Raw genomic sequence first — 25718 nt, 5'->3', positions numbered from 1 at the left:
GGATCAGCCTCCAGCCACGCAGGCGCGGAACGACTCAAGCGCTGCGATGTCCGCTTGCAGCGCCTCAAGCGCGCTGTGCGCGTCGATCTCTTGATCGGCGAACGTGCCCGTTTCCTCCATGAAAACGGGCGTTGTCACCATCACCTTCTTGCGGAAGGACTTCGGCACGCCGGCCGCCTTGGGTGCTTTCTTGGCTGCTGGCTTCGCCGCTACCCCAGGGGCTTCCACGGCTCCACCAGTTCGCGCCTCGACTCCGGCGCGTCCTGGCTCTCCAGCCGCTGGCGCTGCAGCGCTTCCCGAATCAGTTCCTTCTTGGATGGCGGCCGGTGCAGCAGCCTCGGGTACTGCGGCAGCTTGCTCGGATTGGGCATCAGGGCCCTCCACGGGGGCGGGCTGCACGGCATGGCCGCCTTCCACCGCAACCACCTGGCTGCCGGCGTGCTTCATCTGCTCTCGCGCAGCGGCCATCTCGGTCTTGAACGGCTTGCCCTCCCGGTTCAGGATCAGGCCCGGGGTGGTGTCCGACACCACTTTGCCGGCTTCGGCGGCGGCGGCAATCCGCTCATCGGGCGTGGCCTCGGTCTGCCGCTGCGGGTTGATCCGCGCCAGCACGTCGGCATCGGTCACCCGGCCGGCGCGGTAGTCCTGCACGAACGCACGGGCAGCCGGCGTGTTCACCTCGGCCTGCTGGGCGATGAACTGCGCCACGGCGTTGGGCGCGGTCGGGTCGATCTCGACGGCATCGGCTCGCCGCGTGCGCGGGGTGCGGCCCACGGGCGCGTTTGCTGCTTCCTGAACCCTCGCGGCCTTCGCTTCGCCGGCTGCCTTGGTTTCAGCTTCCTGCTCACCGCGCGCCTGGGCCGCAGCGGCTGCGCGCTCGGTGTAGTCCAGCAGCACCGGGGCCGATACCCACTGGCGCGGCACGACGGTCCAACCCTCGCCGTCCGGCATGGGCAGCGCGGTCATGGGCTTGTTCAGCTCCGACTCGGCGCGCTTGGCGATGTCCTTGGCCTGCGCTTCCTCCATCGGCTGCGCCTGCTCCATCCAGCGCTCGATGTTCGCGCGGGAGGTGCGGTTGGCGGCCTCGGGGGTCTGCTGCACGGTCCACTGGCCGCCGCCGGCCTCCACAGGCTCCAGCTCGCCGAACGCGCCTTGCTCGCCGATATGCACGTCGGCCAGCTGCTTGTTGGCGAACAGCGGCTGCTCCGGCGCCTTGCCATTGGGGAAGGCAATCGAGCCAGCGAAACGCGGGTCGGCCTCGAAGTCCAGTGCGGTCGTGTCGGGCTCGTCCTTGACGGCCAGGCCGTCGCCCTTGCCTGGGATCGCGGTCGGCGTGAAGTCCAGCGGCTTGCCGCGGGCTGCGATGGTCGCGGCATTGGCAGCGCGGGACATGGGGCCGGTGTCAGGCAGCAGCGGCGGGTTGGCGGCCGGGTCCACGACAGCCGGGCCATGCCCGCCAAACGGCGCAGCGCCAGCGCCCAGCAGGCCACCAGATAGGCCGCCCATCACGGCAGCGTTGGCGGCACCCTGATCCCATGGCTTGCCCTGCGCGATGTTCTGCGCAACCTGCTCTTGGAAAGACTGCGGGAACTCCTGCAGCACGCCCTCGGTAGCGAAGCCCTCCAGCAGCTTGCGCGCGAGGCCCTTCTGCACCTCCGGGCCGGCGCGCTGTGCGCCAGCGATCATCTGGTTCACGTCGCCGATGCCCAGGCGGTTGGCGATGCGGCCGGCGACCGAGGTAATGCCCGCCGTCAGCAGGCCCGAGGCGCCGATGATGGCCGCCTGCTCGCCAGTGACCAGCCCGTCCTTGGACTCCTGGCGCACTTGCTCCAGGTTCTGCCCGGCCGACGAGGCGCCTTCAGCCAGGCCGCCAGCCAGCCAGCCAGGCGCACGCAGCGCGGTCGCCGCACGGCCAATCGGAGCGCCGGCCAACATCGAGCCCATCGACGTGACGGCCCCGTGGTAGATCGTGCTTGGGTTCGCGAAGGCCGCTTTCAGCGTGTCGACGATGCCGTCCGCGTCCTGCACCTTCTTGCTGGCGGCCTTGTACTCAGGCGAGTAGAGCTCGTCCAGCGCGTTGTTCGCGTCCTTGAACCGCACGCCTGCCGACTCGACCAGCTTGCCGGCATGGCCGCCCGTCACCATGTCGGCCATGCCGACGAACGTCTCGGGCACGCTGATGGCGCTCTTCACCAGCGACACACCGGTATCGCCCAGGGTCCGGCGCAGCATGCCGCTCGGCTGCTCCTGCTCGGGCTCAGGCGCCGCCCGGGTTACCTCCGGTTCACCGACAGGACTTGCCCAGTCGATCTCCGGGGCGACGAGGGGGACGCTGCTCTTGCGCTTGGGTGCCATGTTCGGTTACTCGGCCGACAGGCCTTGTGCTGCTGCTGCGCGGACAAGCTCGTCGTCAGCCTGCTTGTCGGACTTGCGCCGCCCCTCGGTCTTGGCGCTGCGTGCGGCCAGCTCGCGCTTGGCGTAGGCATTGCCGACAGCCACGTAGCGCTTCAGCTCGGCCAGCGGCATCGCTTCAAAGGCGGCGTCGTTCCCCGCGAAAGAGTTGGCGGTGGGCTCTGCCTTGCTCGCCGCCTGGGTCATCGTGGCGGCTGGTGCAGTCGCTGCCGGCGCGGCAGGTGCGCTCGTGGTGGGCTTGGCGCCCGGGGTCGCGCCGGGGTTGTCGGCCAGCGGGATGAACCGGCCGCCGTAGAGGATGCCCTCGACCTTGACCGTGCCACTGCCGTCCTTGCTCTTGAACGACTGCGTGGCCGTCTCGCCGCTGCGGAACGCGACGATGGCCTGCTCGGGCGTCATGCCGAAGCCGGCGGTCATGGCCCCGGTGTAGAGCCGCTGCACGGTGGCAATCTCGCTCTCGCGGGCCACCTTCAGCGCCTTCAGCTTGGCCGGGTCGGTTTCCGACTCGATCTGAGTCTTCCAGTCCGCGTTCAGCGTCGTGGCGATGCCCTTGTGCCCTTCCTTCAGGTCGGCCAGCGTCATGCCGCCTGCCTGGGCTGCCTTAGCGGCACGGCGCTCGGCAGCGGCATCGGCGCGAATCGACGCGATCTCGATGTTGGCCGCCGTGCGGTCGTTGGTCGCCTTCAGCATGCCCTGGTGGTACTGGTCGGTCGACGCGTCGCGCGTGGCCTGCTGCGCGAGCATGGCCTTCTGGTGCAGGTGGGCCAGCTTCTTGTCGGCGGGCATGCGCGCGAGTTCAGCAATCGCCAGGGCCAGGCCATCGGGCGTGTTCGGCACTACCTTCTCGGTCGGGTGCAGCTTGCCATCGGGGCCGATGACGTTGACCACGCGGGTCTTGCCATCGGCCGACACCACCGTCTTGACCTTGATCTCCCCGCCGTGGCCGTCGCCTGCGCTCTCGCTGACGAACTTGTCCAGCGAGTCCCAGTCCTTCACGTTCGTCTGCAAGTCAGCATTGAACTTGGCGTCGATGTCCGCGCGCATCGCGTCGTTGAGCTGGTACTGGGCCGTCTGCTCAGCCATGGCGCCTGTGCGCAACTGCTGCGCTTTCAGCGGCTCACCGTTGCGCATCGCCACGTCGGACATGCGCGCTGTGACGGCCTGCGGGGTGTTGGCCGCTGTCGCAGCAGCGTCAGCCTGGCCGCGGTCGGTGAAGCGCTTCCCAGCCACGTCATAGCCCGCAGTCGGCAGCGGCGCCTCGCCGGCCTGGCCCACGTCGCGGTTGTCCATCGTGTCGGGGCGATCCTGCTTCACCTCGACCGGCGCCACCGTGGCCGCAGCGTTGCCCATGTCGTCGCGCATCTTGAGCGACCGGGCACGCTCGCTCATCGTGAACTTGCGGTCCTCGTCTTCCTCCTGGCGCTTCTTCTTCAGGGCCTCGCGGTCCTCGGCGTCGGTCTGCTGCTTGGTCCGCATGCTCATGCCGGCGAGCACCCCCTCGATCATGCTCATGCTGCCCTCCGTTCCATCTTCTTGACGCGCTTGGACAGCTCCTGCATCGACGCCATCAGCATGCCGTTCATGCTCACGATGTCGATGGCCTTGCCGCCGGGTGCGACCTTCTCGCCCATGGTCTTGCGCACCTCCTGAGCCATCGGCCCGGTGTGCTTCGCGCCGCCCGAACCAGCGGGGGCGCCCTTGGACTCGTCGTAGCTCCAGCCGTCATCCACCTGGGTGGCGTCAAGCTCGGCCAGCGCCTTCTTGGTGTCGACGGGTTTGCCGGTGTTGGCCTTGATGTTCTCGTCACTGAAGAAGCCGCCGCCCTTGAGGATCGAGGCCTGCATGCCCGCGTCGCCAGTTGCCCACCCGCCGCCTTGGCCGAGTTGCGACAGTGCTGACGTCTGCTGCTTGTCGGCGGCAGAACGGAACCTGTCCGCCATGCCGTAGATGCTGGACTGATTCATCAGGCCGGCCTGAGCGCCGTTGAAGCCCTGCCCCATCAGACCGGCACCAGACTGCGAGACGTTGGCGCCAGCTCCCACAGCGGCTACAGCCTGGCCGCCGCCGTTCTGCGCGATCTGCTGCATGGTGGCCTGGTTGCCGACGATGCCCTTGCCCAGCCCCACCGCGTCCATGTTGCGGGCATAGGCCTCGGCGCTCGCGTCGCGGCGGGCCTTGGTGGCGCCGCCTGCCGAAGCCAGCGCCTGCGCGGTGGTGATCTGCCCTTCCATCGACAGCGCGCGGCCAGAGCCAGGCGTGACGCCGAGGCGGGCTTGCGAACGCGTCGACTGGTCGCGCGCCGACCCGAAGGCCGAGTTCACATCCGTGATCGCCTGGCCTGCGAGCTGCTCGCGCTTGCCCTCGGTGTCGAAGTTCTTCGCGTCCGCGATGATCTTGTCTTCCATCGGGCGGAACACGCTCTTGTTGCGCGCGTCGAGTTCTTCCGCCTGCTTGGTGGCGAACTCCATGCCCCGGTACTGGGCCTCGCCAACGCGGGCGTCCAGGGCCGCAGCGGCATCTCGCTGCGGCGCGGTCCGGTCGTACTCGGCCTTGTACCAATCGAACTGATCGCGGCCGAGCTGGGCGGCGGCATCGCCAGACTCGGCAAGCCTGTTGGCCGTCGACGCGTTGCGGCGGGACTGCTGGTTGCTGGAGTACGCGCCGAGGGCTGCGCTCCCGACCACTGCGACGGCTACAACGCTCATGCTGCTACTCCTAGGGCCGGCTGCTGCTGCACTCGCTCAAGGTAGAGCGCGTAGCTGTCCACCGCGATGCGCTGCTCAAGCACAGCGAAATCGGTTTCGTTGTCGAGGTTCGGGTGAACCGTCGTCCACACCGTGCGCTCATGGGCGTAGCCGATCTTCTTGGTGCCGCCGGGGATGGCGCCCTGCCAGCCGGTGCCGACCCGCTGCACCTTGCCGTCGACCATGAACGTGATGTCACCCTCAAGCACGACGTTGAGGTGCGGGCTCACCTGCACCTTGCCGATCAGTCGGCAGTCGGCCGGGATGACGATCTGGCGCACGTACAGCCCAGGCAGCAAGAACTGGCGAAGCTGGATCTCGGCTTGCTCGTAGCGAGCCATGTCGGCCTGGATCACCTCCAAGATGCCCATCTGGTCGGCGGTCGCAACCGGCCACTGGGCCAGGTCGTCACCGAGGGCGAGCAGCAGCGGCGTCAGGTCGTCAACGATGAGCGCCGAGCCAGGCTGGTCTTGAACTTCTTGCACGGGCATCCTTTCGCCCGCTTGGGGCACTCGGACACCGTATCGGTCGACTTCTGGAAATCAACCGATCCGCCAACTATTTGCGCCGGGCTCCGTTCAGACCAGCGTCGCCTTCTTCCAGGCCTTGCCGTTGCAGTAGTAAAGGTCGTCGCCAACCTGCACGAACGATCCTTGATTGAGAGCCGGCAGCGCGGAGACGATGGGCACCCGCCCGCTGTCTTCCAGCGTGCTCAGCGCCTCCTGCAACGGCGCCAAGCGCTGCACCAGCTCGCGCAGGGTGACGGCCTTCTCGAAGGGGTCGCCGCGGCTGCCAAGCCGAACCTCGATCCACTCGCGGATTGCTTCGATGGCCTTCTGAGGGTCATCGCCACTGCGAAGGGCCTGCAGCGCCGGCAGCTTGGCTGGGGCCTTGGCGTTTGCGCCCTGGGCGGACAGGCGGGGCGCGCTCACAGCAGCCCCTCGGTGGTGTCGGACACCACCATGGATGTGACCCGGTCTGTGCCGATCAACTCGACCTCCCAGGCCCGCGCCATCAGGTCAGGCAGGCGCTCCGGCTCGTTGCTCATGATCGTCGGGGTGGTGTAGGCCAGCACGCCATCGGCATACAGCTTCACCACGCTGCCGGAGCCCATCGAACCGTTCAGCCGCACCCACGCGAACCCGGTCGGCACGCCCGAAGGCGCCTTGACCAACCGGCTGCGCCAGACCGAGCCGGCCAAGCTGCCGCCGTGCATCGGCTTCACGGTCGTCCCGATGCCCACAAAGAGCGTGTCGGTAGACAGGTCCGCGTACAGCGCGTCAGGCGTTGTTCCCGCGCTGCCGTCCGTGCTGATGCGCTTGCTGGCGACGTCGAACTTAAAGATAGCGGGCATCGTCGGCCTCCAATTCCTCGCGCGAGCTGGCCAGGCGCACCGACAGCACGCGCTCCGTGCCGCGAACTTCGATCTGCCACTCCCTGCCGCGGAAGTCCGGGAGGCGCACAGGCTCATCGGACGCGATGGCCTGCGGGAAGGAATCGCCACCGCCGAACACCGTCAGCGTCACCGGATAGGCCGCGGCATCCACGCGCGCCCATGCGAACGACGGCTGCTCGTCCAGCACGAACACCCGGCTCAACCACTGCCCTACGTCTGTAGAGCCGCCTGCCACCGGGCGAACGCCGCCATCCATGTCCAGCACGTACAGCGCATCGGCTGCGAGATTCGAGTGCATCGCGGGCGCCTGCGGCACGAGGACTTGCACCCGCCCGTTTGTGCCCATGCCCGCGCCGATGATGCCGGTGGCGCCTGGCGGCAGTGTTCCCAGCACACGTTCAACCCCGAACCGGTCGCGCTGCTGGCGGTAGCGCAGCTCGCCGCCCTGAAGGTAGAAGAACAGCACGTCCGTGACGCCGGCCAGCACCTGCAGCGGGCGCTTGTCGTCCAGGCACACCATCGGTGACGCGGCCCCGGCGAAGGTCGTTGTCACTTGCGCCGACGCGAGGGAGTCGAACCAGTAGAGCTTGACGACATCGTTCTGTACGAACGCCACCGTGGGGTGCATCAGCTGGTCAAATGCCAACGACAGCTCCGTCACGCCGGCCGCCGAGAAGAGCGCAGTCCTGGGCGACCCCGCCGGGTAGGGTGCGACCCACACGTCGGAGCCATCCACGAACACCCGCCACTGCTGCACCAGCAGGCCCTGAGACGCGTCGCCCAACGCCACCCCGCCCATCTCGAAGTCGACGAGGCGATCCGTGCGCGTGATGTTGTCGGGCACCAGCAGCGCCGAGACGACCGGCGTTGTCGACGCTGCGTCCTGTGGCAAGCTCATGGCGCGCGGGCAAGCGAGAAGGTGAAGTTCAGCTTCAGCGTCTTGGTGTTGTCCTTCGGGATGTTGGAAGCGAATTCCAATTGATAGGCGTGCGACGAATTTCCGCTGGTCCCACCGGTGACATACGCAAGGATGCTCTTGATGCCGCCGCCGATGTTGCCCTGGTTCAGATCCCACTTGTACTCGACATCACGCTGCATGCTGCTGCCGACGTAAGAGGCCACCGTGCAGGCACAGATGCTGAGGGCCGAGCTACCAGACGGCACGCCGCCAGGCGTCGCAGAAATGGCGCCGTCATAGACGAACGTCGCTGACGTTCCGTAGTCTGCGAAGCCGCCGGTCATCAAGTTGTAAGGGCTCCAGCTGCCCGTGCCACCGGCGGCCATATTGGCACCGCGCAAGGTGTAGCCGTATGAGGTCGACGCAAGCGTGATCGAGCCCGTCACGTCGGCTGGCGCATACACGCGCAGCGTGTAGGTCACATCGAGCGTTTCGTCCGACAGCACGGTAATGGTCGTCGGGCTGCCGCCGCCGTCAACGATGAGCGCCCGAGAAAACAGGCTGCCTGTGGCCGCCCAGCCGATCCCCACTTCGGTGAGGTTGCCTGTGGCCGCGCCTGCACTGAAGCGGAAAGTCTTGTAATCCCACTTGTAGGCGGGCGGCCCGGCCACATAGGTGCCGGCGCCGGATGACCAGTCACGCGAATAGCTGGTGTTGTGCCCGATCTTGTTCACCAGGGCCGTCTGTCCCGCCGCTGCCGCCGTTGTGCCAGTACCGACTTGGCAGTACGCCGCTGCAGCATTTCCTCCGCCAGCGAGATAGTTCAGCCCCGCGTCGAGGATCAGGTTATCGAACTCGGCCAGCACCACGCGGCCGCGCTTGCCGCCGTGGACCGTCATTTTGAAGTGACCGGCCAAGCCAATGGTGATGTTGGTGTTCATGTCAAAGATCCTGAGTTAAGCGCAGCGCCGAGCGTCACGTTTTCGGCTGGCCAATTGATGTACTGGATGAGCGCAACCTTCAGCTCGCCAGTGCCAAGGGAAGCGCTGAAGGTCATGTTCTCGGCCGCCCAGTTGGCATAGGTCAGCAAAAGCTGACGCAGTTCGCCGAAGGCCAAGGCCGCACCGAACGTGACGTTCTCCGGATCCACACCGTAGGACTGCAATGCCGGTCGCAAGGCCCCGCCGTTGAGAGATGCACCGAGCGTCGCGCTCTCCGGCGCCATCACATACAGGCCGGTAGCGAGCGCACCGCCGTTCAGCTGGGCACCTAGCGACACCGCCTCGCCGATCTCGACTGGATAGGGCCGGCTGCTGATGACAAACGACGCCTGCGGCAGCGTGAGCGTGCTGATCCGCGCCGTCACCAGATCGAAGCGAATGGCATTCGCCATGGCGATCAGGCCGTGAAGAGATAGTAGGAACCATCGTGGTAGGCGGCCACGGCTGCGGCTGTCACCGTCGCCTGCCAGTCGATCTTGCTGAACGATCCCTGCGTGAGCACGTCCACGCCACCCGCCGAGGCCAAGCACAGCCCGTCCGGGCTCGCATAGACGACACCGCCCTCCACCGTCACGATGGTGCCGGCCGCGATGCAGGCCTGAGGCACCTCGATCTTCTGCGCGCTCATGCTGGCGCTGTCGGCGCCGCTCACGAAGTACGGGAAGCCCTCGGTCAGCACCACGGCGGTCTGGCCGAACACGCCAATGCCGACGATCCGGTATTCAACCGTGAGCTGGAACTCGACCGGCCAGGCGTAGGGCGCGAACGACTCGCTGAAGCACAGCGTCTTGTCGTAGAAGCCCACCATGATCCCGTTGGGCATGCCCACCAAGCCCTTGAGGGCGGCTGGCGGCTCGGCCCAGGTGATCGTCTGGCAGGTCTCCTGCAGCTTCTCGTCGGCCTGACCATCCGAGTAGACGCGGTTGCCGATGGCGAAGCCGAAGAACGTGCCGTTCTTGATGATCGCGCCGGGTACCGTCGCGTCAGTCACCAGCGCCCAGGATGCGCCCGTGCTTGATGTGGCCGAGCGGTACAGCCGCCAACCGACGATGTTGCGGCCAGTGGGCGCGGGCGGCGCGGTGACAGTGATGGCGTCGTTCTGATCCACCGACAGCAGATCGGCCGCAGGCGATGGCGCCGACTCTTCATCCCAGTCGGTCAGGTAGGTGACGATGTAGGTCCGCGTCTGCACGTCGCGCGTGACGACGGCCGACTGGATGGAGCCGAACAACGTGCTCTCGTTGGCCGCCAGCACCGTGCGCAGCTTGGCGTTGATGTCGGCGAAGTAGGCCGTCAGGGCATCCGAGGCGGCAGTCAAGGCCGCGACCTTGGCGGCGACCGTTGCGGACACGGGGGCGACCCGTGCAAGCTCCGCGCGCAGCTCGGCCTGGGCGCTGTTGATGGCCGACACCATGGCGGCCAGGTCGCCCTTGCTCACGTCATAGACGGCGAACAGCAGCGGGGCCAGCAGCGCGACCTGAGGCGCCGACAGCAGCGGCGTGCCGGGTGAAGCCGGGTTATCCACCAGGGCGAGGGCCGACGAGATGGCCGCCTGCGTGGCCGTCAGGCCGTCAGCGCGCCAGCCCTTGAGCGCGACGCCCCAGTAGGTGTGCGACAGGTACTCCAGCTGCGAGCCGGTGAACGGGGGCAGGCGCAGGTAGGCGTCCGCTGGCGCCGTCGTCGTGTAGCTGCCGCCTGTGGCCGTCAGCTCCACCAGATAGGCCGCGTCTCGGGCCGAGTCGGTCGGTGTGCCAGCCGTCACGCCGTGGGCCAGCAGCAGGCCGGTCGGCAACTGCGCAGTCGGGAACGGCACTGTGGGCTTGGTGAAGGCCCCGGTGTAGCGCTGGCCCAGCGTCACGCGTGCCTCGTCCATCTTGCCCCGGAAGTCGCCGCTGCCGTATTGCGAGTGCATCAGGTAAGACGCCTCCAGCCCCAGCGCGTAGGGGATCGAGCCGCACAGCGCCCCGTCGATGTAGCACTCCACCGATGAGCCCGTGCATTGCAGGACGACATGAGCGGGCACGCCGGCCGTGAGCGCTGCGGTGCCGCCCGTGCGCTGGCAGCGGAAATCCTCGTTCGTGCGGCCGGTGTAGGTCGACGCGATCAGCGAGCCCCAGCCGGACGGGCCGTCACCACCCAGCTCGCGCAGGTTGTAGCCGCGGCTCTGGATGGACAAGTAGGTGTAGGTCACGGCGGCCGTGAGGTGGAACTCCACGGTCCACGTTGCGTCCACGTCGTCGCGCCAGCGGCGGATTTCATCGAACACGATGCCGCCCGCCCCGCTGCTCGACGACAGCGCGTAGCCGGCGCCACCGGACGCGCCGAGCGGCCCCAGCGCGTCCGTGACCTGGCTGACGCCGCCGCCCTTCAGCAGCGCCCTCTTCTGTGGGCTCAGGTCGACGAACTGCCCGCCGCTGAGCGCGTCGAACGACACATGCAGCGCCACCTTGGCGTAATCGGGGTCCGTGGTGCCCGGCGATGACCCTGCCGCCGGCACCGCAGCGCCGAGGTAGGCCTGCGAGTCAATCGCGAGGATCGCGTTCACGGTCGCGGTTGCGGCGGCCTCCTGCGCAACGTCTGCGGCCGTCTCGTCGAACTGCGCATTGGCGACGGCCTCGACCGTGGGCTTGGTCGTCGGCGCGGGCACGCCAAGCCGGCGGTACACGCCGCCCTGCCAGGCCTCGGCGTAGGCAGAGCGCCCGGTCAAGTAGACGCGCTCGCTGGCCGCGTCGGGGATCTGGCCGTTGACCCAGTTCGTGCTTGTCGGGCTGTTCAGCCACACACCGCTCGGCGTGCGGAAAATGCTTTTCGTCCCGGCCGGCACGGTGGCCACCGAGGCGCCAAGCCCCTTTGTCGGGCGGAAGTCGCCGAACCGCAGGTCAAGGTTGAGCGCGACCTGCGCGCCCTCTGGCAACAGGTTGCGCGGGTCGACCGAGGGTGCGAGTCCGCCGAAGTTGGTGATCTTGATGGACGCCACGGCTACTCGGCCTTCGTCGCGTCGTTGCGCTCGCGCGGCATCTTGATGCCCACCGACAGCGCGAACGCCCGGTAGTGCATCTCGGAGCGCGCTGCGTTGACGGTCAGCTCGCTGTCCTTCGAGAAGGCCCGATGCAACACGTAGTCCACCGCGGCATTGGCGAACTTGTCGGGCGCCGTGAGGTTGCCATTCACCGTTCCATACCCAACGCCCCCAGGCGTGGGCAGCGCTGGCGGGTACTTGGAGAATTCGACGTCAACCGACGTGTTGGCGATGGCCGGCGGGTACACCTCGAAAAGCAGCGGCGTCTTCGTGTCGTGCATGAAGTGCTTGATCTCGCCCGCCTGGGCAAGCGCGCGCCAGCCAGGCTCAGAAGCGTCCATCTCGGCGCGCTCGGCCTTGCTGATGGGGAGCTTCGTGCCCGCTGCGTTCGAGGGGATGTCGATGAGCCGCGCGCAGGTGGCGGGCAGTTGCTGCTTGTGCCCAGCGGCCAGCGATACCGCCTCAGTCGTGGCGTAGGCGTCGGGGCGGAACACCGCCAGCTCTCGCTCGAAGTCGGTCAGCCACTCGACCAGTTCATCGGCCGGCCAGCGAACGCCCGTCTTGTCCTTCAGGACTGTGGCCGCGCGCTTGATGATGGATTGGGCTGTGGTGGTCATCGCTCTGGTGCTGGGCCTGCCGCTGAGTGGCAAGACACCTTCGCACCGAAAGCGCGGAAATCAACCGATGCGCCCGCCCACTGCCAACGATCCACCTCGGGCACTGGCTGAGCCTGTGGCCTGGGTCGTGGCAGAAGGGGCACATGGCCCTACCCCTTGTTCACGGCCCAGGCGTTCGGTTCCGCGAGGTCGTCTGGCCGTAGTAGTAGCCCACCAGCCCGCCGACGATGGCGCTCATGAGGCTGCCAGCCAGGCCAGCGCGCACGTCATCGCTCCATGTCGCGGAACCGATCATGCCGATCAGCGACAGCACCAGCAGGTACACCAGCGGCAGCAGCAGCCCGGCCATGATGAGGCTCGGGCTCTGCCACCACGAACCACCGCTGCGAGTTTCATCGGCCTTGCGGGCGCCCGCGATGCCATCGCCGCCGGCCTCGCTTAGATCCAGCCAGCGCGCCTCGATGGCCTTGGCTGCCACCGTCACCAGCGCGGGGTCTGACTTCAGCAGCTCGACCGTCTCCTGTGCGTTGCGTGCGCCGATGGCCTCCTGTGCGATGGTCATCGCCAGCTCGGCGGCCTTGACGTTGCGCTCGGCCACTTCCGACCCTGAGCCGAACAACTTGCCCAGCTTGGGGATGGACTCGACCAGCGACGGGAGAAGGGTGGCAAGGATGAGGGGCAGTGGCATGGTGGCCTCCTGGGTGGCGGGTGTTGATGGGGCGAGCGCCGGGCTCGGCGATGCCGTGGGCGATGGGGCGGCGGCAGCCAGCGCAGCCTTTGCGCGCTCCCACCTTGCGAGGCGGTCCTCTTGGCCATTGAGCCCGCCGTTGACCCGCCGGGTGATCGTCTCGAAGTCGCCGACATCTGCCAGGTCGTTCAGCCGGCGCCAGCCCCAATAGTCGGCAGCGCTCAAGGCCGCCCAACGGGGTTGCTCCAGGGCCTCGGGCTCAGCCTCGAAGTCCGGCACGTCAGGCCCCATGCGCGCCCTCAGGCGATTGCGCAGGGCGACGTAGTTGGCGCGGCCCGTGGTCTGCACCAGGCCGCGACCACAGTAGCGCTGGCCGTCGCCGATCTGCACGTTGCCGAGATCCTTGCGGCCCTCGTAGCGAGACTGGGCGGGCGTCGGCCCCCACAACTCGCGCACGTAGCGCAGCGACCCCGACTCATGGCCGATCTGAGCCAGGAACGCAGCCAGGCGCGCGGGCGTGTTGATCGCGTAGGTCGCGCAGGCGTCAGTGAGGTGGTCGGCGTAGCGCGCGGCCACCTCCGGCTTGCAGCCAACTGCGACAGCAAGCTGACCGGGAGTCATGGGGCCTTGCGCTCAATCAAGCGGTCTAGCTTCATTTCCAGCCGCTCAAGCTGCGAGCGCACCTGGCCGAGCGCGTCGGTAGCTTGGCGGTCCTGGCGCTCGTCACGGTCGCGCTGCTGAACCTGCTGCTGCAGGGCCTGGGCCTTCAGGACTTCAACGTCCTTCTTGATGTCCGCCACCACCCATAGGCCGGCGACGCCTTGCATCAGGATCAGGAAGATGATGGAGATAGGCACCTTCTTGTCGAGGTGCCAGCGGTTGTCGTCGTCAACTTTGGTCATGGCGTCTTAGAACCAGCGAGTCGTCGGCCGGCGCCCGCTCTTTGCAAAGCCGCGCTCGACCTGGCGGGCAATCACAGCTTTGGCGTTGATGAACTGGGCGCCGTTGATGCGCGCCGTCGTTGCGTCCGTCCAGGGCTTGTCGGCCATCGACGTGAGCGTGGCCAGCGCGCCCTGGGCGATGGCCTGGCCGAACTGATTGAACAGCGCGTCGGGCAGGGTGGCGGCCATCAGCGTGGGCTTGAGCACCACGGTGGCAACGATGGACGCGCCCACAGGCTGAACGGGTTGCACCGTCAGCGCGATACGGTCGAGCGTGTAGGCCAGGGCTCGCGCTGCGCCGTTGAGCGCCTCGTCGGCTCCGTCCGCCGCGGTGAGGATTTTGGGGTTGCTCTTGTTGCCGAAGGCGTCCGTGATGACGACCGTGAGCAACTTCTCGACCTGTGAGTCGGTGGGCAGCACCATGGGGAACGACGTCAGCACGCCGTCGCCGGCCAGGGCCGCCAGGTCAGCCTGCCATGCCTTCGTGTGCTCGAAGAAGTCGATGGCGGCCATGCGCGCATGCAGCTTCATCAGCGGAAGCGAGCACGTCGTCGCGTAGGGCAGGATCAGCGGGCCGAAGCCTGACCAGTCCACTGGTCATTCCTCTTCAGCGTACTGACGGTTGGTGATGTACCGGAGCTGCATGCGCAACTTCTCGTCGCTCATGGTTTCGCCCTCGCTGCGGGACACGCCGCGGCGATAGGCCAGCTCGCGCAGAGCCTCGCCGGTCAGCTTGTCGGGGTTCTCCCGTTCGGCTGCCGACAAGACGACTGGCGCAGCCTTCGCGGCCTTGCGCGCAGCGGCGGCGGTGAGCGCAGCCTTCGCCGCCGCCACGACATCAGCCGAGGCGGCGGCATTGGTCTTGCCGCTCTGAGCGCGTGCGCCGGCCATGGCTTAGGTCGAAGCGACCATCAGCGTGGCACGGATAATCGTGCCAGCCGCGTAGCCGGCGCCCGTGACCTTCAGGCCCCAGCCCACGGCGTCGTCGGTCTGGTTGCCCACAGCGGCGACAGGCTCGGCCGTCACCGACTTGGTGAGGCGCTTCACGGTGGTGGCGTTCATGTCGCCAGCCGCGATGAAGTCGTTGCCGCAGGTGCGGGCGGTGCCGGTGGTCACGCCGTAGCTGCCGGACAGGTAGCCGAAGTCGCAGGTGGCGCTGGCGCCAGCCGCGGTGTTGTGGATGATGCCGTCCACCACGCGCATGGTCGGGTTGATGCCGCCCATCTCGATCACGTCGTTGACCGAAATGCCGCCCGTGGGGACGACGAACTCGGCCTGGATGGGGACCAGCACGTCCGCACCGCCGATGGCGATGATCGGGTTGCGGGCGGCGACTTGCTTGGATTGATACAGGGCCATGGTGTGCTCCTATGAATTTCGGTGTCGGTGCTTGCGTGCAGCGAGCAAGGAGGCCCGACCGAAGCCGGGCCGCCCTGGTCTTAGACGGCTGCGGTGAAGGCGTGATCCACGGAAATCATCCCGTAGTCCATGCCGTTGAAGTTCGTCTTGTCGGCGCCGAAGATCATTTCGAAGAACAGGATGGCGTCGTGCTTGCGGTCGGCCGTGTCTTCGTCCAGCGCGACGGTCATGCCGTCAGCCATGCCCTTGGTGCCGTGGGCGATGAAGCCGGCGTTCGAGCCCAGGAACAGCGAGCGGGCCGCCGCCACGTTGGCGCCAGCGCCGTAGTCGCTGAACTTGACGCACGTCTCCATCTCGTCGACCAGCACGCCGTTGAACATGCCGGCGCCGCCCTTGAAGATTTCGCTCTCCTTGCCGATGGCCGTGGTGAGCGCCTTCTGAGCCTCGAACCAGCCCTGGGCGCCCGCGTCGTCGCGAATGTCCTGGATGCCTTCGGGGCACACGGCCAGCACGAACACCTTCTTGCCGCCCATGGCGATGGGCGCCATCTTGACGGCCTTGTCGGGCTGGCCGCCGAGCATCTTCTTGGACTTGGTGCGCAGCTTGTTGATGGTGCTCAGGGCGAGCACGTCGCCGACCACCAGCGTGTTCTTCACCTTGTCACCGGCCTTGCCGACGAAGATGTGCGAGGCGTCCGGCGCGCGCAGGGCGTTCGGGTAGCCGGCGTAGTTCGCGTCCAGATGCTGGATCTCGGAGCCCACGCCACGCGCGCCACTCATGGCGCAGGCGATGGTTTCCTCGTACAGCTCCTTGATGTAGTCGGTCAGCTTCTCGCGGCCTTGCTTGCGCAGGTTGTAGCCGACGCGGGTCTGCTCGATGCGGGCACCGACGTTCACGCCGTGGCGGAACTCGTTGATGCGCATGGTGTGCGCAGCGTGCTGCAGCTTGAACTCGCGGCCTTCCAGCTTCTGGCCTTCGGTGACGGGCGCACCGCGCAGCTTGGCGACCAGGGCCGTGACGATTTCGTCAGTGGCGCCCTTCTCGGTGTCGGTCTTCTTGATGATGGCCGAGTAAGAGCCTTCTTCGCCGACAAGGCGGCTGAAGTATTGCTCTTTGGCGCTGTCCTGGGCCACGGTAGCGGACCAAGCCTTGCGCTTGTTCGGGTCGGTCGGGAGGATGGTGGTACGTGCCATGGTTTGCTCCTTGAGGGCACCATGACTCACATCCTGCGAGCCGATGAACGCCAGGCCCTGAGGCCCAGCACTGGGTTTCGACGGGCCTACCCCGCCTTGCGTGCGGGCCGGTGAACGATGACGTTCTTGCCGGCCTTCACGCCAAGACGGACACGCTGCCCGTCTTTCGCGTTGATGGTCACTGAGATTTCCCCGAAGTCAACCGATTCGAGGCGGATTGTTTCCCCGACCTTCACGTCAATGACTTTGAAGCCCGTCGCCTCTTGAATCGGTTGTGTGCTCATGGGCTATCTCAGTCGTTCAGCAGCTCGGCCTTTTGGGCCTGGCTCAGCTTGGCGTAGGCCGCCTCGTAGTCCTGGCCGCTCAGGGTGGCGATCTGTTCCTTCCAGCCGCCGCCACTGTTGGGCGTCTCGGCCGCCGGCACGTTGCGCAGCGTGAGCGGTCCCTTGCCGTTCTCGCGCGCCTTGGCGGCCAGGGCAGCGGCGGCAGCGGCGGTTTCCTCGGCGGTCGGCGCGGCCTTCTTGGTGATGCCGCGGATAGCCAGCACAGCCTTGTGGGCGTCGGCGGCCAGCTCGGCGTACGTCCGCGTCTCACCATCGTCGGCCAGCAATGCCATCGCTGTGTCGAACTGCTTGGCGGCCTTGGCGTCTTTGAGGTAGTCCACCTCGCCGGCCTTCTTGGCGGCCCTGATGATCGTGTCGAGGGCCGTCTCGTGGGCCTGTGCCTCGGTCTGCACGTTGGCCGCGTGCAACGTGCGCTGGACGGCCAGCTCTTCGAGCTTGTCCGCGACCTCGGCCTCGATGGCGCTGTAGGCCTCGGGCTCGATCACGCCGTCCATCAGGTCTTTCAGGGCCTTGGCCTTGATGGCGATCTGCTCGTTTCGCTTGGTCTGCAGCTCCGTCAGGTCGGCGGTCTTGTAGCGCGGGGCGGCGGGCGCTTCGGCAGGCTCGTCGATGGCCGCCACAGCCTCGAGAGCTTCGGCGCTGAGTTCATCGGCGGCCTCTTCTTCGGCCTTGGCAGCCAGGGCTGCAGCTTCCTCGGCAGCGGCGGTTTCGACGGCTTCGGCGGAGCCGGTCTCGTCGCCTTCCTCTTCGGCAACGACGGTAGCGTCCTCGGCCTCGTCGTCGCCATCGTCGCCGAATGGGTCTTTGCCGGCGGCGATCAGTGCTTGCGTGGCAGCCAGGGTCGCTGCTTCAGCGTCCGTCGTGCCGGGGAGGTTGGTCTTCATGGTGGGGTTCCTACTGATTTGGGCTGCGAGGGTGGTGTCGGACACCACTCTCCGGGTTGCTGGGCTACTTGGTCACGGCCAGGTCGGCGACGGCCTTCATCTCGGCCGTCTTCTCCTTGGCGCACCTCTTGGCCGCAGCCAGGCGCTTGGCGTCGCCCATGATTTCCTGGGCGCGCGCCAAGGTCCGCATGTCTTCCTCTGCGCGCCACTTGTCCTCGTCGTACCCGCCGATAGCGGGGTTGGATGCTTTCTTGCTGGCCATGTGGCGCTCCTGAAGTTGCGGGTGGGTCAGTCGCTGACGGCTTCGGTCGCGGCCTTCTTGGTCTGGTAGGGCATCCAGGCGGCGTAGCTCTCGCCCTCGACGTGGTCGTCGCCCTCCTGCAGCAGCCTCACGTTCTGCGGGTAGAGCTTGGCGCCACTCGGGCCGGTGACCTCGAGGTTGACGGTGCGGTCGCCCCACACGTAGGTGATGCCCGCGCCGCACGGCTGCTGAGCGTCGAACACGCTCAGCGAGGCCTGATCCGCCTCGTTGGGGAAGTAGTGGACGCGACGGCCCACGGTCGGCTTGATGATGGTCGGCGCCGCCTCGCTGGTGGCGGCCAGAGCGCCAGCGCCCTCGCCTGTGTTGGTGGTCTTGGCTGCTGCGGTTGCGGCCTTGGTGGCAGTGGCTTTTGTGGACACGTTCATGCTCCGGGTTGAATCACGCCATCCGGCGCGAGGGTTTCAATGCCTGCGGCTTCGCCCTGCCCCATCTCGGGAGCGGGCGCGAGTCCATCGGCGGGTGGTTGTGGCCCCAGGCTGGGGTCCACGGGGGGTGCTTGGTCAACGGGCTGCTGCTGCGGCGCCACGTCAGGCGGGATGACGTCGGCGCCCTGCTCGGCCGAGTCCTTGAAGCCGGCGCTCTTCAGCAGTTCATCGGCCACGGGGATCGCGTCCGGGATCTGCACCAGCGTCTGAGCTGCCTGGGCGCTGATGTAGAGCGCTTCGAGCCGCGACTTCATGGCGTCGGAAACCAGCTTCTCGCCGCGGGCGATGGCTTCCTGAACATCGGCCTGCAGCTGCGCCATGGTCGCGTCGTACTGCGCCTTGGCCTTCGCGGCGTTGTCCGCCATCGCCTGCTGCTGCTCGGGCGTGATCTTGCCGTCCGGGTCAGTCTGGCCGTTCACGGCGCGGATGCGATCGATCAGCGCCTTCTTGCGCGGCAGGTTCGGGTGCATGTCGAACACCAGATCCAGCAGGTTGATGACGACCTGCGGGGCGGCGGCGGCGAGCTGGGTCAGCACCTCCATGAGCGATTGGAATGCGCTCTCGGCATAGCTCTGCTTCCAGGCTTCCTCGCCCACACTGAAGTACGCGCGTCGGGCGGTAATGTCGTTCAGGTAGGAACCATCGGCCTGTGGTTGGTTGATGCGCGTGCGCTCGACCTTCTGGCCCTCACCCTTGTTGCGGATCGTCATGGGAGCGCGGACAAACTGCTCGGCCATGCTCAGCGTCCGCTCGCCTTCCATCTGGCGGCCCAGCAGCAGGTTGTCGAACAGTTCCGCAGTCAGCAGGCCGCCCTGCTCCTGCTTGGCTTTCACTGCGACGCCAGCGGTGACGTTTGTCTTCTCTCCGCGGTTCTCCCCAGTCACGCCGGACGCGGAGGCCATGGTGTTCTTGTCGCGGTCAGCAAGCATCAGTTGCTGCGTGGCCGCGCCGCCACTTGGACGATCACGGACGCGATTGCCTGACAGCGCGCCGGTCTTGAAGATCGCGATGCCATCCGGCGCGTTCAGCTCGGCGCGGATCTCGTCGATGTCCATGGCCTCGCCAATGGCATCTTCCTCAACCAGCATCTGATTGCTGGCCGCCTCCATGATTGCCTTGCTCATGCGGTGGTTCAGCGCCACCTGCGGGCCGAGCATGGGCAGGATGGGGCTGTACGGCAGGCCGGTGCGCCGGTTGATGTAGGCCCACAGCGGGATGAACGGGAACTGGTCGTGGTTGAACGGGCTCCACGACTCGATCAGCGTGTCGTGCTCGGTCATGATCGAGACGCGCATCTTGAACGTCACAGGGTCGCCGAGGCCGTCCTCGCCGGCCGGGCGCCGCTGCGGCTCGCGCGACCAGCACTCCAGCAGCATGACGCGCTTGCGCGGGTTGAACAGGCCGACCGGCTTCGGAGTGATGAAGTCGATTTCGTCGGAGTTGGCGCCGAAGGCATCCAGGCCGCTGATGAGGCCAGAGCCTGACATCCACGACGAGAAGACGCTGAGTTCGTCGCCCTCTTGAACGCAGCGGTCCAGCTGCTCCTTCTTGTCCGGGAAGATGGCCAGGGCCACGTCGTAGTCGACGATCTTGATGCGGAACAGGTACCGCGCGTTGCTCAGGTCGCGCCGGCGGTCGTTGCTGTCCCACAGGATGTTGCGCCAGCTCTCGGCGCCGACGAACAGCGGCACGCCAGAGCGGTCGCCGCGCAAGCCCACCTCAAGCCAGCCCACGCCGGCCTTGAACATATCTTCGGCGGCGTAGCTGCGCTCGAACCCGGCGCGGTTCACATCGTCGAGGTACTTCAGCAGCTTGGTCTTGTTGGTGGCGTCGTCTTCAGCCTCCTGGCCGTCGTCCTCGGCCGTGACATAGAAATCGACGCGGCTGCGGCGCTCGGTGCCGATCATCCAGTCGATGGCCGGCTTGACCTCGTTGTAGACCACGGGGTTCTGGCCGCGGTCCTCCGACTCCTGGGCTTCCTCGCGGGTCCACTGCTCGCTGTCGTAGAAGGCCTCGCAAAGCGCCATGCGGGCGCGGTTCGGCCCCTGCTTGGCGGCCTCGGCGACGAACCAGGCCTTGCGCTGCTCGTGACGCTCCTGGGCCGACATGACCACCTCGCGAGGCTGGGCAGCTTGGCGGGCGGCGGCTGCCGTCTTGGTCGGCGTGGCCTTGGGTTTGCGCACGCGCTCTGCAACGGCACTCATCAGAATTTCTCCTTGAACTCGCCGCGTGGCGCGTGGCTTGATGCGACGGCCTGCGTCGGAAGCGGGCCGCCAACGAGGCGGGCATAGGCGTAGCGCTCGCGCACGGTCAGCGTCCGCTCAACCGATGCGTCGTGCTCGTAGTCCAGCGGCACACCAAATGCCTTCCAACTCCCGTCCTCCTGGCACTGCATGAAGCCGCGCCACTTGTCGCTGAAGGTCGAGCGCTCTCGCAGGTTGAAGTAGTCGTCGTAGCTGATCGTTGCCTTGACGACTTCACGCCCTGGCTCGCGCCTCTGCATCTGGATGGCCTTGCGCAGAACTCCAGGTTCAAGCGCTTGCACGGCGGTATCGACGGCGCTCATACGCTGGCCTCGCTGAGCGTCTTGCCGCTGTTCTTGTTCGTGGCCACCACATCCCACATGGCTTGCCCTCGCATGGCCTTGCGCACCGCCTGGGGAGCCGGCGGCATGCTGACCAGATCGGGTGCGAAGCGGCAAACCGTGTCGATCAGCGCGTTCAGCGCGTGCTTGTCGTTGCGGTCCTTGCCCAGCAGCGGCAGGGCTTGGCGGCACTCGCGGTGGCAGTGCTCGCTGACCGAGCCGGTGCACTTGTCATCGCGGTTGAAGCCGATGAACTCAGTGATGGCCCGCTCGCTGATGACCCACATGCCATCGCTGGTGGTGCCGGCCGTGAACACGTTGGACGCAGGCCAGATCACCATGCACTTGCGCGCCTGGCGGTGGTTGCCCACCCATTCGAGGCTGACGATGTAGCCGCGGTACTCGAAGGTCTTCCAGGCGTGCTCGCCGCCGGCTGACCACATGGGCAGGCCCTCGGGGCTCTGGATGGGGCTTAGTTGCATGGTGTGATCTCCTGGCTCATCGCCATGACTTCTTTCGTTTCTTGAAACCCTTGACCGAGGCGACCACGTCGCTTGAGCCTTGGTAGTCCTGCGCGTACTGCATCCAGGCGTCGGCACCGTGGCTGGCCCAGTTAGGCAGCGGCGTGCGGCTCCACAGGCCCATCTTTTCGTTCCACTCGTACTGGTAGCCGTCCAGGCACTTGATGCCCTCGGCGCACTCCACGCGGTCGAACCAGTTGTCGGTTGGCAGGGCCGAGCGCATCAGGTCGATGCCCGTGCTCTTGAGCGCGACGCGTGGCACCACGTATTCATTGCGCATGCCGGCCGCGACCAAGATGCGGCGCTTCGTCGTGACGCTCTCGCCCAGGATCTCGGTGTCGGCGTCGTGCGGGAGGTGATGCACGCCCCACTGGAACTCGCCGTGGGTGTGGCGGTATTCCTCAAGGGTCCGCCACCACCAGCCCAAGCCCTTGCCGAAGTCGTCGAAATACTTGAACCAGCGGTTCTGCAGGCCGATGCGCTGGTGCAGCCAGATCGGGTTGCGACGGCCGAGGCCGAAGTCCCAAAACGTGTTGACCGGGTAGTTCAGGTCCAGCGGGACGGTCGTGATGCGGCCAGCCTCGCGGATGGTCGTCATCTCTTCGCCGAACACCGCGCCTTCGATGGCCTGCTCAAACGCTTCCTGCGGCGTGCTGGGGTGCTCACGCTTCATCAGGCGCCTCAGCGTCTCTTTCTTCTTCACGTACCACGCGCGCTGGGCTGCGTCGATGGTGAAGTCGTCGCCGTACACCGGCTTCAAGGTCGCCACCAGCTTGTCGAAGTAGGCGTGCTCGGCCTGGCTGACGATCACCAGATCGGGGTCCAGGCGATAGGCCGCCTTCTTGAACCACGGGTAGAAGTGCAGGCGCCAGTCGAGCGGTGTCTCGGGCGCACCCTCAGCCTGGCGCTTCAGGGCCAGGTCGCACAGGTCGAAGAACGGGCCGGCCGCGCCCTCGGCGGTGGACTCCACCACGATGCAGTTGTCAGCCGCCACGGCCTCGAAGCCGCCGGACACGATTTCAGCCGCGCGCTCCGGGTACTTGCGGGCGATCTTGCCCAGCTCGGAGACGTGCAGCAGCTGCACAGTGCCGCCCCGAGGACTGGTGCTGATGTAGATGGCGCTGCCGTGCGCCCATTCCAGGCTGGTCTTGGCGGCGCTGCTCTTGATGGGCAGGGCCTCGCGCAGCGCCTCGGGCAGCTTGGAGAGGGCGAACTCCACCTTGGCGAACAACTTGCCGGCGTTGGGCAGCGTGTCCGAGATGGTCACGCCGTTGTGATCGCTGTTGAACAGGGCCTGGTCGAGCTGCAGGATCTGCATCAGCGTCGAGAAGCCAAGCTGCCGCGCCTTCAGGATCAGGTTGCGCGTCCACAGGTTGCGGATGAAATCGAGCTGTTCGTCGTTGGGCTCGAAGCGAACCCGCTTGCCGTGCTCGTTGACGATCCAGTACAGGTTGCACAGGCGCCATTCAAGGCTCTGCCAGTGTGGGCCGAGCACTTGCTCCAGCGTCGGCACCTGGACGGCAAGCACGGCGCTCAATGCTGCACCTTCGGCTGCGTGGCAGCAGCACGAGGCGCGAACTTCAGCCGGCCGGTGCCCTGCCCGTGCAGCTCAGACACCAACTGCGCCAGTTGCTCAGTGACCTCGGGCCGCTTCTGCTCGTTGTCCTTCTCGTAGGCGCCGAGGATCTTGCCGATGTTGACCAGCGCGGCCATCTTGTCGTGCTGCAGGATCGTCGCGCCGTCCTTGGTCAGCTTCACGCCCGCGTACAGGGCCAGGGCCTCGGGCGACAGCTTGCGGGTGTCAGCGAACCACGGAACGGCCTGGCCCTCGCCCATGCAGTCGGCGCAGTCGGGCTCAGGATCAACCCAGCGGCCCTTGCGCTCATCAGGGTCTGAGGCCCAGCAACTTGAGCAGGCCACGCAGCGAATCTGCGTCAACTCGTTAGGGTCTGCACGCACGATGGCCAGGAATTCGCCGAGCAGCTGGTCCCTCGTCATCTCGTGTTGTTGTGCCAGTCGTTTGCGCTCTGAGGCGATTCGGTCGGCAACCCTGCCTTTCTTCACCAGCTTGTTGGCGTAGGACGCTGCGTGGCTGACTGACGCTCCAGGGTGCGTGAAGATCCACGCTGCTGTCCCGTTCATGCCGTTGCGCAGGTACTCGGTGATGAACGCCTCCTCCATCGGCGTGGTCGCGAGCTGAGGCTGCTCAGGGTCTGCTGCACCAGCTCGGGCAAGCAGTTGGTCGCTGACCTTGGCGGGCGGAGCTGCCTTCGCTGCGGGTGCCGTCGTGATGGGCTTGGGCTTGGCGCTTCCCTTGGGTGCAGGGGCTTCGGCGGCCTGTTCCGCCAGGCGGACTAGCTCGGCCTTCACGCCTGGGTCTTTCAGGAGGCGGCTGCCCGCTTGCTGCGCGGTCTTGGCGCTGTAGCCGGCGCGGATGGCGGCCTTCGTGGCGTTGGGCTCAGCGTGGTACGCGAGGGCGAACGCCTGCTTCTTGACGGACAGGACGCCCCCATCGCCGCTGCTCGCGGCGTTGTTGTCGGGGGTGTTGTTGCCGTCGCTCATGTTGTTGTGGCTGTTGTGGTTTGAGGTGTTGTGCTGTTGTGGTCGTCACCTTCCCATGCGTTCTCTGGAAATCAACCGATGGGCGGAGCGGGCATGAAAAAGCCCGCTCAAGGCGGGCTCAGTGGGGCGCGGGGTGCTCAGGCGGGGTCGCGTGGCGCCAGTGCTGCCGAGATGCTGACGCTGACGGCGCTGTACTGCAGGCCGTCCTGCTCGGTGTTGCCAAACCAACTGATGTAGCCGTTGCCGGACACCGAGATGTCGCGGGTCTCGTCCACGGCAAGGAACTCGATGGCGTTCTTGGCGTTGGCCATCACCAGGGGCTTGTCGGCGGCGTGCGCCGGCTGCTGGCTGACGATCTCGTCGAACTTGGCTTCTACGGCGGCCAGGGCCAGGGCAGCGGATGCGGCGCGGAGGGCGAAGGAATAGCTCATGGGGCTCTCGGTGGGTGAAGGGGCGTTCAGGCTCCCACTGCTTTCGCGGAAATCAACCGATGCGCCGAACTTGCGAAATTGCTCCAAATCGCAAACTGGTGGTTTGTGCTTGACCACAGCACCAAAGAAAAAGCCCGCTCACTGGCGGGCTTCTGGTCACTGGCCCCTGTGGGCCTGGGCGCTCAACTCACACGCTGGCGCACATTCGCCAGCCAGGCTCGACGGTCGGGCGGCGGCGGGCGTCCTGCGTGCGGGCGTAGGTGGTCGACGGGATCATGTGTTGTCGCTCCGCGGCGGTGCCGGTCGGTCGCTTGGTCGCCAGGCTGGGCAGGTGGCTGGCGACCCTCACGACGATGCGCGTGAACACATCGAAGGCCGAGCTGACGCTGGCGGTGACGATGCTGACGGCTTGGGTGATGCAGCCCGCAGCGACCGACAGGCAGACAACCACAGCGGCGGCGAGGATGGAGCTGAAACGCTTGATGCTGGAAAACATGGGTGGTTCCTTGACTGGTGCCGTGGCTGCGGCGACGCCCCTTGCCTTGACGGGGAAGCCCCAGCGTCCCACCGGTTTGGCTGAAGTCAACCGATCAGGCGGAACTCGGCGCCGGCCATGGGCTCGCCCCATTCGATCTCGACGCCCCAAGGGCCGCGCCGCTGCGCGTTGACGTACCGGACGATGTGGCCATGCTTGTCGTCGACGCCGAGCCAGTCAGCGATCTGGTCGCGCACGGCCTTCATTGCGCCGGCTAAGTTGTCATCGTCCAGGCCGTCGCTGGGTGCCACGCGTGTCAGTCGCACGGTGAGCGGAACCGGCGGCTTGGGCTTGCCGGCCAGCATCCATGCGACGGCCTCGCGCTCGGCCTTGACGCGGCGGGCTCGGGCGTGATGGTGCTCGCGAGCGTTCTGTCCCCTGCTGGTGCGGAGTGGGACGGCAATCACTTGGCGCGCCTCGCGATCAGGTCAGTCTTCATGGCAGCATGGATTCGCTTCGCGGCATCAAGGCCGTGGCGCTCTATGTAGAAAGTCTTCACGCGGTCGATGCGCTCGCGGCACATATGCAGGGGCAGCTCTTTCATCATCTTTTGCTCGAACGCGATCAGCTCGGGCAGCTGGTCGGCTGCCTTCCGTGCGGTTCTGGCGTGCGTCATCGCTGCGCTCAAAACGGAATCCCCGGCTGCGCGAACGGCGAGCAGCGCGGCATGCCGTAGTTCTCGTGCAGCTCGCGCTGGATGGCCATGTCTGTCTCGTCGGGGTACATCTCGAAGCGAGGCAGTCGCTCCACTCTCCGGGCTGGGTACCGATGGCCGTTGAGGATGTCTGCCTCACGGCGCGCGATAGCCTCGGTCGGGCAGTCCAAGACCCCGAGCGGCGCGC

Annotated in this window: 31 protein-coding genes; all 31 read right to left on the bottom strand. The window is 66.8% G+C overall.

Annotated elements, in window-relative coordinates:
- Positions 1 to 3: 3 nt before the first annotated feature.
- The 31 genes from AC07V5_RS23795 to AC07V5_RS23645 all read right to left on the bottom strand — a co-directional run bounded on the left by AC07V5_RS23795 (position 4) and on the right by AC07V5_RS23645 (position 25626).
- On the bottom strand, positions 4 to 2232 hold the full coding sequence (locus AC07V5_RS23795) for a hypothetical protein (RefSeq protein WP_495118203.1): 2229 nt from the start codon (positions 2230 to 2232) through the stop codon (positions 4 to 6).
- Between the two features lie 129 nt (positions 2233 to 2361).
- A complete protein-coding gene (locus tag AC07V5_RS23790; RefSeq protein ID WP_495118202.1) occupies positions 2362 to 3924 on the bottom strand; it encodes a hypothetical protein in 1563 nt (520 codons plus the stop codon).
- Positions 3921 to 5117, bottom strand: a complete 1197-nt coding sequence (locus AC07V5_RS23785) for a tail fiber domain-containing protein (RefSeq protein ID WP_495118201.1) — start codon at positions 5115 to 5117, stop codon at positions 3921 to 3923. The genes AC07V5_RS23790 and AC07V5_RS23785 overlap by 4 nt, the downstream gene beginning before the upstream one ends.
- On the bottom strand, positions 5114 to 5641 hold the full coding sequence (locus AC07V5_RS23780; RefSeq protein WP_495118200.1) for a hypothetical protein: 528 nt from the start codon (positions 5639 to 5641) through the stop codon (positions 5114 to 5116). Before AC07V5_RS23780 ends, AC07V5_RS23785 begins: the two co-directional genes overlap by 4 nt.
- A gap of 93 nt (positions 5642 to 5734) precedes the next feature.
- Positions 5735 to 6088: a hypothetical protein gene (locus tag AC07V5_RS23775; RefSeq protein ID WP_495118199.1), complete on the bottom strand. Its 354-nt coding sequence runs from the start codon at positions 6086 to 6088 to the stop codon at positions 5735 to 5737.
- Positions 6085 to 6510, bottom strand: coding sequence for a hypothetical protein (locus AC07V5_RS23770; protein WP_495118198.1), 426 nt, complete (start codon positions 6508 to 6510; stop codon positions 6085 to 6087). The genes AC07V5_RS23775 and AC07V5_RS23770 overlap by 4 nt, the downstream gene beginning before the upstream one ends.
- Positions 6494 to 7450: a hypothetical protein gene (locus AC07V5_RS23765; protein ID WP_495118197.1), complete on the bottom strand. Its 957-nt coding sequence runs from the start codon at positions 7448 to 7450 to the stop codon at positions 6494 to 6496. The genes AC07V5_RS23770 and AC07V5_RS23765 overlap by 17 nt, the downstream gene beginning before the upstream one ends.
- Entirely contained in the window at positions 7447 to 8391 is a 945-nt protein-coding gene (locus tag AC07V5_RS23760) for a hypothetical protein (protein WP_495118196.1), read from the bottom strand. Before AC07V5_RS23760 ends, AC07V5_RS23765 begins: the two co-directional genes overlap by 4 nt.
- Entirely contained in the window at positions 8388 to 8843 is a 456-nt protein-coding gene (locus AC07V5_RS23755; RefSeq protein ID WP_495118195.1) for a hypothetical protein, read from the bottom strand. The genes AC07V5_RS23760 and AC07V5_RS23755 overlap by 4 nt, the downstream gene beginning before the upstream one ends.
- 5 nt (positions 8844 to 8848) lie before the next feature.
- A complete protein-coding gene (locus AC07V5_RS23750) occupies positions 8849 to 11428 on the bottom strand; it encodes a hypothetical protein (protein WP_495118194.1) in 2580 nt (859 codons plus the stop codon).
- 2 nt (positions 11429 to 11430) lie between these two features.
- Positions 11431 to 12087: a phage adaptor protein gene (locus AC07V5_RS23745; protein WP_495118193.1), complete on the bottom strand. Its 657-nt coding sequence runs from the start codon at positions 12085 to 12087 to the stop codon at positions 11431 to 11433.
- 160 nt (positions 12088 to 12247) lie between these two features.
- Complete coding sequence (locus AC07V5_RS23740) at positions 12248 to 13396, bottom strand: glycoside hydrolase family 19 protein (protein WP_495118192.1); 1149 nt, start codon at positions 13394 to 13396, stop codon at positions 12248 to 12250.
- Positions 13393 to 13677, bottom strand: a complete 285-nt coding sequence (locus AC07V5_RS23735; protein WP_495118191.1) for a hypothetical protein — start codon at positions 13675 to 13677, stop codon at positions 13393 to 13395. The genes AC07V5_RS23740 and AC07V5_RS23735 overlap by 4 nt, the downstream gene beginning before the upstream one ends.
- Positions 13678 to 13683: 6 nt before the next feature.
- Positions 13684 to 14310: a hypothetical protein gene (locus tag AC07V5_RS23730; protein WP_495118190.1), complete on the bottom strand. Its 627-nt coding sequence runs from the start codon at positions 14308 to 14310 to the stop codon at positions 13684 to 13686.
- A gap of 3 nt (positions 14311 to 14313) precedes the next feature.
- Positions 14314 to 14607 (bottom strand): hypothetical protein, encoded by a 294-nt coding sequence (locus AC07V5_RS23725; protein ID WP_495118189.1) that lies wholly within the window; start codon positions 14605 to 14607, stop codon positions 14314 to 14316.
- A 3-nt stretch (positions 14608 to 14610) separates the two neighbouring features.
- A complete protein-coding gene (locus tag AC07V5_RS23720) occupies positions 14611 to 15075 on the bottom strand; it encodes a hypothetical protein (RefSeq protein WP_495118188.1) in 465 nt (154 codons plus the stop codon).
- An 80-nt stretch (positions 15076 to 15155) separates the two neighbouring features.
- On the bottom strand, positions 15156 to 16268 hold the full coding sequence (locus AC07V5_RS23715) for a N4-gp56 family major capsid protein (RefSeq protein ID WP_495118187.1): 1113 nt from the start codon (positions 16266 to 16268) through the stop codon (positions 15156 to 15158).
- 86 nt (positions 16269 to 16354) lie between these two features.
- Positions 16355 to 16552 carry a hypothetical protein gene (locus tag AC07V5_RS23710; protein WP_495118186.1) on the bottom strand — a complete coding sequence of 66 codons (198 nt, stop codon included), beginning with the start codon at positions 16550 to 16552 and terminating at the stop codon, positions 16355 to 16357.
- A gap of 8 nt (positions 16553 to 16560) precedes the next feature.
- Positions 16561 to 17496 carry a hypothetical protein gene (locus AC07V5_RS23705; RefSeq protein ID WP_495118185.1) on the bottom strand — a complete coding sequence of 312 codons (936 nt, stop codon included), beginning with the start codon at positions 17494 to 17496 and terminating at the stop codon, positions 16561 to 16563.
- Between the two features lie 64 nt (positions 17497 to 17560).
- The gene (locus AC07V5_RS23700; protein WP_495118184.1) at positions 17561 to 17758 is read right to left on the bottom strand and encodes a hypothetical protein; all 198 of its coding nucleotides are present in this window, start codon (positions 17756 to 17758) and stop codon (positions 17561 to 17563) included.
- Positions 17759 to 17784: 26 nt separating this feature from the next.
- Positions 17785 to 18177 carry a hypothetical protein gene (locus AC07V5_RS23695; RefSeq protein ID WP_495118183.1) on the bottom strand — a complete coding sequence of 131 codons (393 nt, stop codon included), beginning with the start codon at positions 18175 to 18177 and terminating at the stop codon, positions 17785 to 17787.
- A 2-nt stretch (positions 18178 to 18179) separates the two neighbouring features.
- Positions 18180 to 20447 carry a portal protein gene (locus tag AC07V5_RS23690; RefSeq protein ID WP_495118182.1) on the bottom strand — a complete coding sequence of 756 codons (2268 nt, stop codon included), beginning with the start codon at positions 20445 to 20447 and terminating at the stop codon, positions 18180 to 18182.
- Positions 20447 to 20809: a hypothetical protein gene (locus AC07V5_RS23685; RefSeq protein ID WP_495118181.1), complete on the bottom strand. Its 363-nt coding sequence runs from the start codon at positions 20807 to 20809 to the stop codon at positions 20447 to 20449. The genes AC07V5_RS23690 and AC07V5_RS23685 overlap by 1 nt, the downstream gene beginning before the upstream one ends.
- Positions 20806 to 21309 carry a hypothetical protein gene (locus AC07V5_RS23680; RefSeq protein ID WP_495118180.1) on the bottom strand — a complete coding sequence of 168 codons (504 nt, stop codon included), beginning with the start codon at positions 21307 to 21309 and terminating at the stop codon, positions 20806 to 20808. The genes AC07V5_RS23685 and AC07V5_RS23680 overlap by 4 nt, the downstream gene beginning before the upstream one ends.
- Before the next feature lie 16 nt (positions 21310 to 21325).
- Positions 21326 to 22885, bottom strand: a complete 1560-nt coding sequence (locus tag AC07V5_RS23675) for a hypothetical protein (protein ID WP_495118179.1) — start codon at positions 22883 to 22885, stop codon at positions 21326 to 21328.
- Positions 22882 to 23910, bottom strand: a complete 1029-nt coding sequence (locus tag AC07V5_RS23670) for a terminase small subunit (protein WP_495118178.1) — start codon at positions 23908 to 23910, stop codon at positions 22882 to 22884. Before AC07V5_RS23670 ends, AC07V5_RS23675 begins: the two co-directional genes overlap by 4 nt.
- Before the next feature lie 137 nt (positions 23911 to 24047).
- The gene (locus tag AC07V5_RS23665) at positions 24048 to 24341 is read right to left on the bottom strand and encodes a hypothetical protein (protein ID WP_495118177.1); all 294 of its coding nucleotides are present in this window, start codon (positions 24339 to 24341) and stop codon (positions 24048 to 24050) included.
- Positions 24342 to 24528: 187 nt separating this feature from the next.
- Entirely contained in the window at positions 24529 to 24837 is a 309-nt protein-coding gene (locus AC07V5_RS23660; RefSeq protein ID WP_495118176.1) for a hypothetical protein, read from the bottom strand.
- 86 nt (positions 24838 to 24923) lie between these two features.
- Entirely contained in the window at positions 24924 to 25283 is a 360-nt protein-coding gene (locus AC07V5_RS23655) for a hypothetical protein (protein ID WP_495118175.1), read from the bottom strand.
- The gene (locus tag AC07V5_RS23650; RefSeq protein WP_495118174.1) at positions 25280 to 25492 is read right to left on the bottom strand and encodes a hypothetical protein; all 213 of its coding nucleotides are present in this window, start codon (positions 25490 to 25492) and stop codon (positions 25280 to 25282) included. The genes AC07V5_RS23655 and AC07V5_RS23650 overlap by 4 nt, the downstream gene beginning before the upstream one ends.
- Before the next feature lie 8 nt (positions 25493 to 25500).
- Positions 25501 to 25626 carry a hypothetical protein gene (locus tag AC07V5_RS23645; protein WP_495118173.1) on the bottom strand — a complete coding sequence of 42 codons (126 nt, stop codon included), beginning with the start codon at positions 25624 to 25626 and terminating at the stop codon, positions 25501 to 25503.
- Positions 25627 to 25718 lie beyond the last annotated feature (92 nt).

Source organism: Roseateles sp. GW821-FHT02E12, from assembly GCF_059421665.1.
This window is presented reverse-complemented; position numbering and strand designations above follow the sequence as displayed.

Bases quoted from the DNA above. Each gene is read 5' to 3' on its own strand.
- AC07V5_RS23795 (WP_495118203.1), bottom strand. From the start codon at position 2,232: ATGCTGCGCCGGACCCTGGGCGATACCGGTGTGTCGCTGGTGAAGAGC.
- AC07V5_RS23790 (WP_495118202.1), bottom strand. From the start codon at position 3,924: ATGAGCATGATCGAGGGGGTGCTCGCCGGCATGAGCATGCGGACCAAG.
- AC07V5_RS23785 (WP_495118201.1), bottom strand. From the start codon at position 5,117: ATGAGCGTTGTAGCCGTCGCAGTGGTCGGGAGCGCAGCCCTCGGCGCG.
- AC07V5_RS23770 (WP_495118198.1), bottom strand. From the start codon at position 6,510: ATGCCCGCTATCTTTAAGTTCGACGTCGCCAGCAAGCGCATCAGCACG.
- AC07V5_RS23765 (WP_495118197.1), bottom strand. From the start codon at position 7,450: ATGAGCTTGCCACAGGACGCAGCGTCGACAACGCCGGTCGTCTCGGCG.
- AC07V5_RS23760 (WP_495118196.1), bottom strand. From the start codon at position 8,391: ATGAACACCAACATCACCATTGGCTTGGCCGGTCACTTCAAAATGACG.
- AC07V5_RS23755 (WP_495118195.1), bottom strand. From the start codon at position 8,843: ATGGCGAATGCCATTCGCTTCGATCTGGTGACGGCGCGGATCAGCACG.
- AC07V5_RS23745 (WP_495118193.1), bottom strand. From the start codon at position 12,087: ATGACCACCACAGCCCAATCCATCATCAAGCGCGCGGCCACAGTCCTG.
- AC07V5_RS23740 (WP_495118192.1), bottom strand. From the start codon at position 13,396: ATGACTCCCGGTCAGCTTGCTGTCGCAGTTGGCTGCAAGCCGGAGGTG.
- AC07V5_RS23735 (WP_495118191.1), bottom strand. From the start codon at position 13,677: ATGACCAAAGTTGACGACGACAACCGCTGGCACCTCGACAAGAAGGTG.
- AC07V5_RS23725 (WP_495118189.1), bottom strand. From the start codon at position 14,607: ATGGCCGGCGCACGCGCTCAGAGCGGCAAGACCAATGCCGCCGCCTCG.
- AC07V5_RS23720 (WP_495118188.1), bottom strand. From the start codon at position 15,075: ATGGCCCTGTATCAATCCAAGCAAGTCGCCGCCCGCAACCCGATCATC.
- AC07V5_RS23715 (WP_495118187.1), bottom strand. From the start codon at position 16,268: ATGGCACGTACCACCATCCTCCCGACCGACCCGAACAAGCGCAAGGCT.
- AC07V5_RS23710 (WP_495118186.1), bottom strand. From the start codon at position 16,552: ATGAGCACACAACCGATTCAAGAGGCGACGGGCTTCAAAGTCATTGAC.
- AC07V5_RS23705 (WP_495118185.1), bottom strand. From the start codon at position 17,496: ATGAAGACCAACCTCCCCGGCACGACGGACGCTGAAGCAGCGACCCTG.
- AC07V5_RS23700 (WP_495118184.1), bottom strand. From the start codon at position 17,758: ATGGCCAGCAAGAAAGCATCCAACCCCGCTATCGGCGGGTACGACGAG.
- AC07V5_RS23690 (WP_495118182.1), bottom strand. From the start codon at position 20,447: ATGAGTGCCGTTGCAGAGCGCGTGCGCAAACCCAAGGCCACGCCGACC.
- AC07V5_RS23685 (WP_495118181.1), bottom strand. From the start codon at position 20,809: ATGAGCGCCGTCGATACCGCCGTGCAAGCGCTTGAACCTGGAGTTCTG.
- AC07V5_RS23680 (WP_495118180.1), bottom strand. From the start codon at position 21,309: ATGCAACTAAGCCCCATCCAGAGCCCCGAGGGCCTGCCCATGTGGTCA.
- AC07V5_RS23670 (WP_495118178.1), bottom strand. From the start codon at position 23,910: ATGAGCGACGGCAACAACACCCCCGACAACAACGCCGCGAGCAGCGGC.
- AC07V5_RS23665 (WP_495118177.1), bottom strand. From the start codon at position 24,341: ATGAGCTATTCCTTCGCCCTCCGCGCCGCATCCGCTGCCCTGGCCCTG.
- AC07V5_RS23660 (WP_495118176.1), bottom strand. From the start codon at position 24,837: ATGTTTTCCAGCATCAAGCGTTTCAGCTCCATCCTCGCCGCCGCTGTG.
- AC07V5_RS23650 (WP_495118174.1), bottom strand. From the start codon at position 25,492: ATGACGCACGCCAGAACCGCACGGAAGGCAGCCGACCAGCTGCCCGAG.